Raw genomic sequence first — 12940 nt, forward strand, 5'->3', positions numbered from 1 at the left:
TCTGCGCAGCTCCTTCGTTTAAAGAGGCGCAGATAGAAATGAAAGAAGTTTATTCCTCTTAGGTAGAGTTTGATTGCATCGTAAAAGTTATGGGAGAGGAGCTGATTCCTATGTCCAAAACCATTCTCGTATTTGCAGAAAGCCGGGACGGCGCACTCCGCCGGGTGGCGCTGGAGGCACTCGGCGCAGCACGGCGGCTCGCAGGCAAGGACGGCGCTGTCCATGCCGTCCTTGCCTGCTCCGGCGGCGCGGCGGAAGATGCCGCCGCGCTCATCGCGCGGGGGGCGGACGTCGTACATATCGCCGACGATCCTTCCCTTCGCGCCTTTGCGCCCGAGGCGTACATCGCCGCCCTCGGCGCAGCCATGGCTGCGGTGAGGCCGGACGCGCTTCTGCTCGGCCACACCGCTATGGGGCGCGAGCTCGCGCCCCGCGTGGCCGCGGCCCATGGCGCCGGCCACATAGCCGACGTCATCGCCATCGAAGCATCTGAGGATGGCGGCGACGTCGGCTTCATTCGCCCGCTCTACGCCGGCAAGGCGTTCGAGCGGCGCAGCTTCATACCGGGCCATCCGTGGGTCATCTCGGTGCGCCCGAATAACCTGCCGGCGGCAGAGCCACAGGACGCCGCTGCTATTATAGGCACCGTTACGGCTCTGCCGTTCACGGTGCCGCCGCTTTACACCGCCGTGCGCAGCCTTGTGCGCCGCACCGGCGGCCAGCTTGACCTCGCCGAAGCCGACGTCGTCGTATCCGGCGGGCGCGGCGTGCGCAGCGCAGCGGGCTTCGAGCCGCTGCAAGCGATGGCCGCTGCGCTCGGCGGCGCGGTCGGTGCCTCGCGCGGCGCATGCGACGCCGGCTATTGCGATTATGCCTTGCAAATCGGGCAAACCGGCAAGGTCGTCACGCCGCAGCTCTATATCGCCTGCGGCATCAGCGGCGCCATCCAGCATTTGGCCGGCATGAGTCAATCGCGCGTCATCGTTGCCATCAACAAAGACCCCGACGCCCCTATTTTCGGCGTCGCCGATTACGGCATCGTGGGCGATTTGTTTGAGGTCGTGCCTCTATTGACGACAGAACTTCAACGAGCCCGCTTATAACCTCAGCTGCCGTCTGCGTTATTCGTCGGTAAGCTGCTCGAAAAAGTGCCGATACGAACCGCTGAGTAAGCAGCGGATCTTATCGGCACTTTCATTTTCAATTTATAATTATTGGAAAGTCTAGTAACCTGAGAGTACTAACGGTTAGGAGGAATTGTTTATGAATGGCGGACTTGCCGCCGGCAAATCCATTCCTTTCTTCCAGATCTACCAGTTCCTCAGGGGTATTGTCAGCTTTTTTCATCCATCAGGAATCGGTTCAGATCTCCAAATATAATTTTGTCGGAGTATCTTAAATGATTCTGCGCTTTTTTTCGAAAGGGCTCGCATAAGGCCAGATCCGTTTTTTCACCGCTTGGTTTGCTGTAACATTTGTTCCCTGAGTATACGTAATGCTCCGTAACAAAACTGCCATCCCTCAGGACTGCAAACTGCGGCTTATTTAAAGCAAATAAATCATTGCCGAAGCCTAATCCCTCAAGGGAATCACTCCCGAGCAAATGGAGAATTGTCGGCTTAAGATCGATTTGACCGGAAACCACACTCATTTTTCTTCCTTTTACGCCGGGGATATGAATAATCAGAGGAACCTGCTGCAGCTGAACATGATCAAAAGGGGTTAGCTTTTCTTTTCCAAGAAATTCAGCCATTTCTTTACGGTGTTTCTTTGATATCCCGTAATGGTCCCCGTAAAGTATAAAGACTGAGTTATCATACAACCCCGCAGCCTTAATCATTTTGAAAAAATGCTTTAAGGCTTCATCTGTATATCGTACTGTTTCTATGTAGTGGTTTAACGTTTCTGAATTTGAATGATATAACGGGATCAGCCTGTCCTCCGGATTCAACTCAAAAGGATGATGATTCGTCAGCATGATGAGCTTCGCGTAAAAAGGCTGCGGCAAAACACGAAGCTTATCCATGGATTGCTCAAAAAAAGGAATATCCTTAAGTCCCCACCCTACAGTATTTTTTTCGGTAATATTATAATCCTCTGCTGAAAAAAACCGCTCATAGCCCATGGTTTTGTACATTTGATCGCGATTCCAGAATGTCTTATTATTCCCGTGTAAAACGACCGGGTAATAGCCGTTTTTTTTCAACTGCTCAGGCAGCGAACGATAAGTGTTTTGACTATGTGTAAAGAACACGGCTCCGCTTGGCAGCGGGTAGAGCATGGTATCGATGATAAATTCAGCGTCGGAGGTTTTGCCATGCCCCGTTTGATGATAAAACTGGTCAAAATAAAAACTGTTTTTTATGAGGCTGTTGAGAAAAGGTGTAATTTCCTGATCGAATATTTTCTTTTCAAGCAGGAAACTTTGCACGGACTCCAATGAAATCAGAAAAACATTACGCCCTTTAGCCAAACCGTACATTTCAGGGTCCAATACATCTTTTGGCATAGACTCCAAATAGGTTTTAACGATTTCCAGGTCTTTACTGCCTGCAGAAACGGTTTTAGCTTTCATCCTCGCCGTCACCACTGCATCATACACAAGATAGTTGAAAGCGCCGATATTTTTCACCACGATTTGGCGATCGAAAGTGCGGGTCAGTAATTCCGGACGAATCTTATTCACCATCTTCATATTTAACGAAAACAGTGAAACGGCAACCATAATTAAACAGACAATATAGGTTCGGCTGACGCAAACACGGCGTCTGTTACGGCGATATATCAATAGGAAAAGTATTGCCGTATCAACGAATACAAGAAAATCCGACGGGCGCAACAGCTCCGATATACTCCCTCTCAATTGACCTAATTGGGTAGACCGAAGCAATACCGTCAAGGTAATGAAATCATTGAAAAACCGGTAATAAAGCATATTAATAAATAGGAGAAAACCGGACATCATGCTTACAATAACAATTGCGATATAAGACCGGTTTCTTAAAAACGCTAAACTTAGACCTAGCATAATCAATATGGAACTGACCGGGCTAATGAAAAGAATAAGTTCCTGATACCAACCGGAGACGGGAAGGTCAAAGTGAAAACGGTGCGAGACATATGTTTTTAACCAAATCATCAACACAGCTAAATAGATTAAAGCATGCTTCCCAGCATGGTCTTTTAAATCCGGTAAGTATTTCAATGATACTCTCCCCCCTCAAAAGAACTAGCATTTAGGCTTAACATTTTTTCTCAAAATATGCAGACCCCTTCATGGTTAACATAAAAAGGGACAGTTAGTTCCAGATAACACTTCTGGAAACATGTATGTTATGCCTCGCCCTAGGAATAATAACAAGCTGAAGCTTCTAATGTTTACGGAGGGGCCATGACCCGACAAACAATGCAGTTGACCGCAGAATCAAAAGCTATCGCGCTTGCATTATTGTTAATAGCCATGTATGTATCGCCATTGTTTATCCTTGGTGAAAACGCACATATCAGAGTACATGATAATTTGGATTCGAATATTGCCTGGTACAAGGTTCTTGTCCAAAGCGGAGAATGGTTCGGCAGTGTGAATGCTGCCATCCCGCAGGTGATCAACGGCTTGCCGCGAAATGCGTTAGGTACGGAATTTAGTGGTATCGTGCTGCTTCACGCAATATTCCCGTCGATGCTCGCTTATGCGTTTAGTCAAACTATCACGCGGATTATTGCTTTTATCGGAATGTATCTGCTTCTGAAAGCACATTTGGTGAAGGAGCCGGAAACTTGGCCGATCCGCGTTTTTGTAGCGGCCGCCTTTGCTCTTACCCCGTTTTGGCCGTCGGGAATGCTTAGTACGCTTGGATATCCGCTGGCATTATGGGCATTTTTGAATATTCGCGCCCGTCGATTTTCATGGCGGGAGTGGTTAACCCTTGCTCTTCTGCCGTTTTATGCAAGTCTTGTGCTTGGCTTTTTTTTCTTTTTGTTTGCCATCGGTGTGCTTTGGCTTAGGGATCTGATCGTCAAACGGGATTTGAATCCGGTATTTCTAAGCAGTATTGCCTTTATGACCGGATTATTTCTCCTGCTTGACTACAGACTTGTTTATTCCCTTGTATTAAACGATGCGACAAACCGTAATGAGTTTGTCTCTTCACGTTTAGGCTTATGGCGAAGCGTTCGACTCACCTTTAAAAATTTCATTTTCGGCCACCACCATGCGGCAACCAAACATACCATTGTCATTTTACCGATAACATTAATCGTTTTTTTCTTAACCGCATTAAGAAGAAACCGGGATCGTACGGAACGTACGTTTCTCCTTCTGCTTGTTATAAACCTTGTGCTTTCAGCTTGGTACGCGTTCTGGTTTAACAAGGCATGGCAGCCGTTGAAGGAACAAATCAGCCTGCTGAACACTTTTAATTTTGCACGTTTTCACTTTCTTCACCCTTTAATCATCTATGTCGGGTTTGCACTCAGTTGTTTGATCCTGTGGAAAATGGGGCGTTTAGGCAGACGGCTTGCGATTGGATCCCTCTGCCTTCAAATGATCGTGCTGTTTATGTCCAATGAAGAAATCGTATACCGCAACAGCAAAGCTCCAACCTTCCGTCAATTTTATGCTGTTAAACAATTCGCGGACATACGCAAAACAATCGGATTGCCGATGAACGAATACCGGGTGGCGAGTATCGGGCTGCATCCGGCTATTGCGCAATATAACGGTTTTTACACGTTGGATACCTACAATAACTTCTATCCGCTTTCATACAAACACCGTTTTCGTCAAATAATAGCAAAGGAATTGGACAAAAACGCCAAGCTGAAAACCTATTTTGATACGTGGGGCGGAAGATGCTATATATTTGCCGACGAACTCGGAAAGAAATATGACTACCGAAAGAACTCAAAGAAAAAAATCCGCCATTTGCAGCTCGATACAAAAATATTTAAAGACATGGGCGGCAGGTTTTTATTCTCTTCCGTTCCGATTATGAATGCAAGCGCCAATCGGTTAAGACTGCTGAATGTATTTGATAACCGCAATTCCGCATGGCGCATCTATGTATACGAAGCGATTTAACAAACCTGGGAGGGAGGCTGCTCTCGATGAAACTGCCGGTGCTAACGATTGTCGTCCCTTGTTTTAACGAGGAGGAAGTGCTTTTAGAAACATTCCTGGAACTGCGCGGGGTTCTCAATCATTTAATGCAAGAGCAGCTAATCGCGGTAACCAGCAAGCTGTTGTTTGTAGACGATGGAAGCAAGGACCGGACGTGGTCAATGATTACAACGGAGCAGGCTAATCATCCGGAAATCACCGGCCTAAAGCTGGCCCGGAATGTCGGTCACCAAAAAGCGCTGCTTGCGGGTTTGGAAGCTGCCGGCGCTCACTCCGATTGTGTCATCTCAATCGATGCCGATCTACAGGACGATATCAACGTCATACGTGATTTTGTACTCAAGTTTCACGAAGGCTTCGATATCGTTTACGGCGTACGCGCCAGCCGAAAAACCGATACTTGGTTTAAACGCACATCGGCACTGACTTTTTATCGGATAATGACCCGGATTGGTATTCAATTGATTCCGAATCACGCAGATTTCCGGTTAATGTCACAACGCGCGGTACTGGAATTATGCCGTTACGGTGAGACGAATGTATTCCTGCGGGGTATCGTGCCATTAATCGGTTACGCGATGACGAAGGTTTATTATGATCGAAAAGAGCGTTTTGCGGGACGTTCAAAATATAGTTTAAGAAAAATGCTGTCATTTGCATTAGATGGAATCGCATCATTCAGCGTGGTGCCGATCCGTTTCGTAAGTTCTGTTGGTTTTATTTTACTTATTGTGAGTATTGCCGCAGGTGCCTACGCACTTATTCAAAAGTGGTTCGGAGAAACGAAAGCAGGCTGGACTTCACTCATGATCTCCATTTGGTTTCTGGGAGGTCTTCAGCTGCTCGGAATAGGCATTATTGGAGAATACATAGGAAAAATCTTTATCGAGGTCAAATGCAGGCCGAAATATGCGGTAGAAATTGATCTGTATTCCATCATGTTCGAACCGCTAACGGAGAAACCCAGCTAAAAAACCAGCGGCAGTCTAAAACATTATGTTCTAGGCTGCCGCTGGTTTTTTATATCTGTTGGTTCGCTAAATCCCTTGCTCAAGCAAAATCCGGACGAATCTCACGGATGCAATCCGGCGAATCGTACAAATCATCATGCACCGCGTTCGTTACCGGGTATGCACGCATGAGATAGGAGTCCATTGCTTCCAGATGCTTGCGCAGTCCGCTAAATTCCGTGATGCGTGGATTGAGCCAGTCCTCCATGCCATCCTCGTCCAAAATAATCGGAACACGGGGCTGCCAAACCGACATCGCCCCTGTCGAAGCGGCGGTGATCATCGTGAAGGCCCGTACCTCTTTGCCGCTTACATTTTTCCAGCAGTCATAAATGCCCGCAATTCCGAACAGCGGCTGACTCGGAACGACGATGTGCATCGCCCTTGGATCGCGCTCTTTCCCAAATTGCTTCTGTCCAAAAAAACCGCTGCATGGCAGCACACATCTCTGTCTCCGCAGCATTCGCTCCAGAAAGGGCTTCTCGGACAGCGTCATATGATCCGCATTAATCGCATCTTTGGCCCAAAAAGGGAATAACCCCCATCTCGACTCCTGAATCGTCCTTTGATCAAAACGATCATTCATCACGATCGACACCGTCTGTGTCGGCGCCACTTTAAACCGGTTCGTATGCCCCCGGATTACCTTGCTTACCTGAAACATTTCAACTATATCGCCCATATCTGCCGTTAACGAAAACCGTTCAATCATCGCGACCACCCTTTTCACGTTGTTGAATCCAGTTTTTGTTAAAAGCAAATATTTTATGCAACGCCGCTGATCAAATCTTACTCAAGCGGCAGGAGCAGGAAAATTTTCATTCTCTATTCCCCTCAACCCCCGCCAGCCTGTCGCTGCCGGCCGATTACAGCCAAATAGAGTAAATTTTTTCTCTATTTCAGCAAAACTAACCCAAACAGCTGGAATAGCGAAACTTTCTTTCGCTATTCCCCTCAAAACCGTGCCAGCCTGCCGCTTCCCGGCCGATTACGGCCAAATAGAGTAAATAACTTCCTCTATTTCAACAAAACCATCCCAAACAGCTGAATAGCGAAACTTTCTTTCGCTATTCCCCTCAACCCCCGCTAGCCTGCCGCTGCCCCGCTAAGACGCGGAACAAATGAGTTTGCTACTAAATTACGTCGTAAACCGTTTACGGAATTTCAGCGGAGGCATTCCCGTATGCGCTGCAAATAATCTCGAGAAATGAGGCGTCTGCCGAAAGCCGGTATCCTCCGCGACCCGTGCAATCGTCCAGTCTGTCTTAATGAGCAGCAGCTTTGCCTGGTCGAGCCTGTAATAAAGCAAATATTGCTGCGGGGTGCAATCGAACACCTCAGTCATACAGCGCGTAATGTAGTTGGTGTGCAGCTGCAGCACATCGCTCAGCATCGTATTGCTGATGGGACTGCGGTAATTCAGCTTCAAATAGGCAGCCGCCCGCTCCGCTACCGATACGGCTGCTTTAGCGGCATCCGAGCGCCAGCCCTCATCCAGCATTTGCAGCAAATGCAGAAACCGCTGCTGGCGATCCCAGAAAGCGCCATGCGACGAGCTTTTGGCCGCTTCATGCAGCTGCGCGAAGATGAGCTTCGCTTCTTCCGGATATGTCAGCTTCATTTGTTTCGGCAGACGGATGGCATAGGTATAATAGTCGCCTCTAAGCGAACCGCTTTGATTGCCGACCGTCTCCTCCCATGCGCCCACCGTTTGAAAATGAATCCAGTCAAACACCGTTTCCTCCTCGCATGGACGGGTCGAATAATGCCAGCGGTCCGGCCGCAAGATAAGCACATCGCCCGGACCCAGCGTCCAACGGCGGTTATCCTCCGCTATATGCAGCGCTCCCTTATTCACGTACAACAAATCAAATACGCCTAGGTTCGTCCGATTCGGATGCTCCTCGCCGGCGCGATAGGTTATTCGGTTTGATTCTATAAAAAATGGCAAAGGCGGTGAACGAAACGTAAGTAATAGCTCCTCTGACAACCTAATCTCTCCTTATACAAGTTTTGCGCAGCAAAACTTACTTCGTAAGCATCCGCTTAGTTTTGCGCAGCAAAACTTACTTCGAAAGCTCCGCTTCGTTTTGGCAGCAAAACCCGCTTCCCCATGTGTAAATATGCAAAAATGACTACTGCCCATGTTACTTGAAAACCGTTTCATTTGTCTATAACAAAACGGAGCCCCCACCATTTTCGCATCCGGAAAATGATTGGGGGCTATGCAATCTCTATCATAGTATGGCATTCCTTACATCACTAGCTGTACCGACGACCCGGGATTGACCTTGAACACATCCGCCTCCGGCAGCAAGCTTTTGATTAAATACATATAATCATATGAACGTTCGAGCGACGCCTCATCTGGCACAAAGACCGTTCGCCTGCCACTCTGCAGCGACAGCACCTCGATACGGGCCGGAAGCTTCTCGAAGGCATTCATGCAAAATACCGACGTCATATGGAACAATAAATCAAGCGCATCCTGATCCGTATCGACAGCTAGCTTCTGCACGATATAATCATCAGCGGCGCCTTCATTATCGGCAGAAATCAAATGAAAGATTTGCGATATTTCCAAATCGAGCTCATCCACATAGGTCGTCATCTGCTCATAGAAAACGATCGGCATGCCCGGACATGAGCCATCAAGCAAAAAAGCCGTCAAATGCGCCTTTACCAACTGCTTCATTTGCAAATAATGCTCATCCGAATGAAATTTATAATTGCGGTTCGTCCACCAATGTTCAACAGAAGCCTCTATCGCTTCTTGCGTTCGAGCCTCTTCCGGAAGCCTATAATAATCATTTACGCTGTGGCTGGCCGCGAATTGGACCATTTGCCGCCAGTTTACGCCGCGCTCCCGCTTGCGGCCCGATTTCATTTTTGCGAATCGTTCGGGGCAGCGCAGCAGCTCCTCCAGCTTATAATCTTCAATTCTTAACACCGTTGGTATTTGCTCCATTGCACCCGGCCGCCCTTCTCGCTGAATTACCCGGCAACCGCTGTAAGGCCCACAATTTGACGCCCTAAGCCTCTGCCTTGCTCTTTTTCATCCTCAGACGGATTGTACTCGAACTTGATGCAATCACCCGCAATCTCCGCACCAAGCTCCTTCAGCTTCACTTCAATCGTATCGACCGCGCCGCAAAAAATCGGATACGACGTGTCACCCGAACCAAATACAGCTGCTTTCTTGCCGCTTAGATCAAGCGAATCCATCGCTTCGAAAAAATCGATAAACTCATCCGGCAGCTCGCCGTCTCCCCATGTGTACGCGCCAATGATAATACCATCATAATCATTAAGCTCATCCGCGCGCGCATCGAAGACTTCCTTCGACACGACCTCCGCGCCTGCTTCCTTCGCACCCTCTACAATGGCTTCTGCCATTTCTTCCGTATTTCCCGTCATGCTTGCATACACTACAAGTATTTTCGGCACCTGTCATTCCTCCGCTTCTTGCTTTGTATTTATTTAGACGTTAACCGTTTGAATGCCTTGAAACAGCGTTGCCATATATAAGCTGCCGCCCTGCATGTCGATATCCGTTACCGGACAGCCAAGCTTTACCGAAAGCAGTGTGACTTGATTGCAAAGGTAAGCGAGCTGGAAAAGTCCGCGATCCGTACACGCATAAATATCATTGCCCTGGGCCAGCACGGAAAAAATAAACGGCTTACCGAAGCGGATCCGGTCAAATCTCCCTTTCTTATCGCCAATGAGCAGTTCCCCTTGATCGCTCGTTCCGATCAAATGGCCTCTGAACACCGCTAAGCTTGTGATGCTTGTTTCCAGCTCGAAATGAGCCCAATCATCCATAAAGCGATCATAAAGCGAGATCCCGCTCTCATGCGCGATGATCAAATATTGTGGCAAGTTAATAAAATCGTATACCCGTTTATCGTTGCAAGCGATCTGCTCCCATCGGGAGCTTGATTTGGACCAGAGTCCATATTCCGTTGCTGCGTAGCTGGTTCCGCCGATTTTACGATATTGATAGCATGGAATCGTTAAGCCGTCATTGTCCCATGCTTCACCATTCCATTCGTATAAGCCGTTGTTCGTGCAGGCATGCAGCAATTCATGCTGCAGCTGCAGCCGGTTCACGTTGATCAGATCTTCCATTCCCTGATCGAGCTTCTCCCATTTACCATCCGCATCGATTTGATAAATACCGTGGCCGACTGAAGCCGCAAACAAGCAGTCCGGTCCTGCCTTTACCGATGAGAAAGGAAAGAGCAGCCAATTCCAAGGCTTGCTTGTTTCAGTCTGCATAACTCTCACTCCTTCTAAAAATATTGCATTTGTTGTTATGACCATCCCATCATGCAAGCCCGCATGCCCTGCATCCCTCTATATGTGAATATGTATTTTCACTTGAACATAGTGATAATGATTATCACTTTCGTATATATGATAACCATTCTCAACGATTATGTCAATTCATTAATTTATTTAATCATTCGATCATCATCCCGTTCTCTTCTATAACTGTTAGACTAATAAAACGAGCAAAATAAGAGCCCCATCCAAATCAGCTCAAGCGAGCGGCATGATTTGCAGGAAAAACTCCTGTTAATTTGACTCCTTTACGCTCCACAGTTTCATTTAGCTGGAAATTCTCCATGTAATCTGGAGAAAGCCGCCGCTCAAACGGTTTATGACGTAAATTAGAGGGAGAAATTCCTGATAAATAAAGTACAGACCACTACGAAAACAAAATAGATGGAGCTTTTCCTGTTATCTGATGTGATGCCTGGCAGATCAAGGACCTGCCCTTAATCTGCCGTTATTCGCTAGTTTTCCATTATTAAAGCGGAAGCTGTATTTGCAGCTTGAACCGTATTCGGAGCTGATTTTTCTCGAACAGGACGTCCCTTACGCTCAAAACGTCCTGCGCAGGCAAATCAAGCGGAATAATGACCGTCTCCAGCAGGCCGACCGGCAAAGCCATTTCCTTCACGGACAGCGACTGCGGCCTAAGCGCAATGTTCGGTGGCTGCCACTCCAGCAAATATACGGCATCAAGCTCGGCAGGAATACGATCCTTATAGGTAACGTTCATGCGCGCAATCAGCTTATCGTCTTCCAGCTCGAATACGGCGCCGTCCAGACGGAGATCCTTCGCAAGCTCTAAGGAAGACCCGCCCGCTCCCCGGCTTGCATATTCGCTGTTCAAATGTTTTTTAATCAAATCGTTAATGTCGGCTTCCGACAGGACGAGCTCCGCCTTTAATTTTTTAACCATATCCAGCGCCTTCGCTTTCACATCCATAGGCGCGTAGCGCAGGTCAAGCTGCTCGTCCGGGGCCATATAGGACAGCAGCCACCAGACCGCACCTCCTAGCAGCAAAACCATAACGATGAGTACCGCCAGCAGTCTTTTCAGCAATTTCACCATTCTACTCCCCCTATGAGATCGTATGAAACCATTTTCCAATACGTCAACACGCGATGATAGTGCTATAATGATCAAATAATCTATACCGCTGATTAAGGAAAGCCGAAAGGATGGACACCCATGAACACGAACAACATACCGTTACACCGCATCGGGCTTGAAGAAATCGTTCAAGCGCAAATGCATTTAAAGGATGTCATTACGCGTACACCGCTCCAGCATAACCGTGTGCTGTCCGAGCGTTACAACTGTAATGTACTGCTGAAACGAGAGGATTTGCAAGTTGTTCGCTCGTTCAAAATACGCGGCGCCTATCATTTGATGCGTTCCCTGGCGCCGGAGACGTTAGATAAGGGCGTTGTATGCGCAAGCGCCGGCAACCATGCGCAAGGCGTAGCTTATTCCTGCCGGACGCTCGGAATCCCCGGCAAAATTTACATGCCGAGCACGACGCCGCGCCAAAAGGTATCGCAGGTCAGCTTCTTCGGCGGATCTCATGTGGAGGTCATCTTAACGGGCGACACCTTCGATGATGCCTATGCGGAGGCTGTCGCTGAGAGCAGTCGCAGCGGAATGGCCTTTATTCATCCCTTCGACGATCCAAAGATCATCGCAGGAAACGGAACCATCGGCCAAGAATTTATGGAAGCGGCTGAATCCGCTCCCGACTTCGTCTTCGTAACTGTCGGCGGCGGCGGCCTGGCTGCCGGAGTTTCCACCTATGTTAAAATCGTCTCTCCCGCAACGAAGGTAATCGGCGTTGAGCCGGAGGGCGCAAAGTCGCTGATAGCCTCGCTTAATGCGGGCGAAGTTACGCCCCTTGACCAAATCGACAAATTCGTAGACGGCGCTGCTGTGAAGCGTGTCGGCGATTTGACGTTTGAGATTTGCAGAGATTTGCTCGACGATGTTATTGCCGTACCTGAAGGAAAAGTGTGTACAACGATGCTGGATTTGTACAATGAGAATGCTATCGTAGCCGAGCCGGCAGGCGCGCTGCCGATTGCCGCGCTTGACGCCTACCGCGATCAGATCCAAGGCAAGACCGTCGTCTGCGTCGTGAGCGGCGGCAACAACGATGTCGATCGGATGCAGGAAATTAAAGAGCGCTCGCTCATCTATGAGGGCTATAAGCATTATTTTATGGTAAGCTTTCCTCAACGTGCCGGAGCGCTGCGGGAATTTCTCGACCAGGTGCTCGGACCAAACGATGACATTACCCGCTTCGAATATACGAAAAAATCGAACAAGGACAACGGCCCCGCATTAGTTGGCATTGAGCTCAAGCACCGGGAGGATTACGATCCGCTCGTTGAACGCATGACCAAGAAGGGCTTTCAATTTCTTGAACTGAACAAGGACCCCGTCCTGTTTAACTTGTTGATTTGAGTATACAAATCGCCC

General features: G+C 48.4%; 11 protein-coding genes. 4 read left to right on the forward strand and 7 right to left on the reverse strand.

The annotated features are described in order from the left end of the window. Nucleotides 1–110 precede the first annotated feature (110 nt). Nucleotides 111–1103, forward strand: a complete 993-nt coding sequence (locus ASG81_RS10890; protein ID WP_056633276.1) for an electron transfer flavoprotein subunit alpha/FixB family protein — start codon at nt 111–113, stop codon at nt 1101–1103. Nucleotides 1104–1333: 230 nt separating this feature from the next. Here the strand turns inward: ASG81_RS10890 and ASG81_RS10895 are convergent, their stop codons facing one another. Next, nucleotides 1334–3205 carry an LTA synthase family protein gene (locus ASG81_RS10895; protein WP_327205159.1) on the reverse strand — a complete coding sequence of 624 codons (1872 nt, stop codon included), beginning with the start codon at nt 3203–3205 and terminating at the stop codon, nt 1334–1336. Between the two features lie 186 nt (nt 3206–3391). Between ASG81_RS10895 and ASG81_RS10900 the strand changes: the two genes are divergently transcribed. Further along, entirely contained in the window at nt 3392–5080 is a 1689-nt protein-coding gene (locus ASG81_RS10900) for a DUF6044 family protein (protein ID WP_235548818.1), read from the forward strand. 26 nt (nt 5081–5106) lie between these two features. Beyond that, nucleotides 5107–6090, forward strand: a complete 984-nt coding sequence (locus tag ASG81_RS10905) for a glycosyltransferase family 2 protein (protein WP_056633279.1) — start codon at nt 5107–5109, stop codon at nt 6088–6090. Nucleotides 6091–6169: 79 nt separating this feature from the next. On the opposite strand, the gene ASG81_RS10910 is transcribed toward ASG81_RS10905, so the two are convergent. The 6 genes from ASG81_RS10910 to ASG81_RS10935 form a co-directional block, all read right to left on the reverse strand. Beyond that, nucleotides 6170–6841, reverse strand: a complete 672-nt coding sequence (locus tag ASG81_RS10910) for an SOS response-associated peptidase (RefSeq protein WP_056633282.1) — start codon at nt 6839–6841, stop codon at nt 6170–6172. 426 nt (nt 6842–7267) lie between these two features. Further along, nucleotides 7268–8119: an AraC family transcriptional regulator gene (locus ASG81_RS10915; protein WP_056633285.1), complete on the reverse strand. Its 852-nt coding sequence runs from the start codon at nt 8117–8119 to the stop codon at nt 7268–7270. A gap of 264 nt (nt 8120–8383) precedes the next feature. After that, entirely contained in the window at nt 8384–9097 is a 714-nt protein-coding gene (locus tag ASG81_RS10920; RefSeq protein ID WP_056633288.1) for a hypothetical protein, read from the reverse strand. A gap of 26 nt (nt 9098–9123) precedes the next feature. Continuing rightward, nucleotides 9124–9576, reverse strand: a complete 453-nt coding sequence (locus ASG81_RS10925; protein WP_081417261.1) for a flavodoxin — start codon at nt 9574–9576, stop codon at nt 9124–9126. Nucleotides 9577–9609: 33 nt separating this feature from the next. Continuing rightward, entirely contained in the window at nt 9610–10410 is an 801-nt protein-coding gene (locus ASG81_RS10930) for a hypothetical protein (RefSeq protein ID WP_081417262.1), read from the reverse strand. Between the two features lie 535 nt (nt 10411–10945). Then, nucleotides 10946–11536 carry a hypothetical protein gene (locus ASG81_RS10935; protein ID WP_056633294.1) on the reverse strand — a complete coding sequence of 197 codons (591 nt, stop codon included), beginning with the start codon at nt 11534–11536 and terminating at the stop codon, nt 10946–10948. 120 nt (nt 11537–11656) lie between these two features. Here ASG81_RS10935 and ilvA point away from each other — a divergent pair, with 120 nt between their 5' ends. Next, nucleotides 11657–12925 carry a threonine ammonia-lyase IlvA gene (gene ilvA, locus ASG81_RS10940; protein ID WP_056633297.1) on the forward strand — a complete coding sequence of 423 codons (1269 nt, stop codon included), beginning with the start codon at nt 11657–11659 and terminating at the stop codon, nt 12923–12925. The last annotated feature ends 15 nt before the right edge of the window (nt 12926–12940 follow it).

The sequence above is a fragment of the Paenibacillus sp. Soil522 genome, from assembly GCF_001428245.1.
Classification (GTDB): domain Bacteria; phylum Bacillota; class Bacilli; order Paenibacillales; family Paenibacillaceae; genus Pristimantibacillus.

Excerpts from the sequence above, each read along its gene's own strand:
- ilvA (WP_056633297.1), top strand. The coding sequence starts at position 11,657 with ATGAACACGAACAACATACCGTTACACCGCATCGGGCTTGAAGAAATC.
- ASG81_RS10910 (WP_056633282.1), bottom strand. The coding sequence starts at position 6,841 with ATGATTGAACGGTTTTCGTTAACGGCAGATATGGGCGATATAGTTGAA.
- ASG81_RS10920 (WP_056633288.1), bottom strand. The coding sequence starts at position 9,097 with ATGGAGCAAATACCAACGGTGTTAAGAATTGAAGATTATAAGCTGGAG.
- ASG81_RS10890 (WP_056633276.1), top strand. The coding sequence starts at position 111 with ATGTCCAAAACCATTCTCGTATTTGCAGAAAGCCGGGACGGCGCACTC.
- ASG81_RS10935 (WP_056633294.1), bottom strand. The coding sequence starts at position 11,536 with ATGGTGAAATTGCTGAAAAGACTGCTGGCGGTACTCATCGTTATGGTT.
- ASG81_RS10900 (WP_235548818.1), top strand. The coding sequence starts at position 3,392 with ATGACCCGACAAACAATGCAGTTGACCGCAGAATCAAAAGCTATCGCG.
- ASG81_RS10930 (WP_081417262.1), bottom strand. The coding sequence starts at position 10,410 with ATGCAGACTGAAACAAGCAAGCCTTGGAATTGGCTGCTCTTTCCTTTC.
- ASG81_RS10905 (WP_056633279.1), top strand. The coding sequence starts at position 5,107 with ATGAAACTGCCGGTGCTAACGATTGTCGTCCCTTGTTTTAACGAGGAG.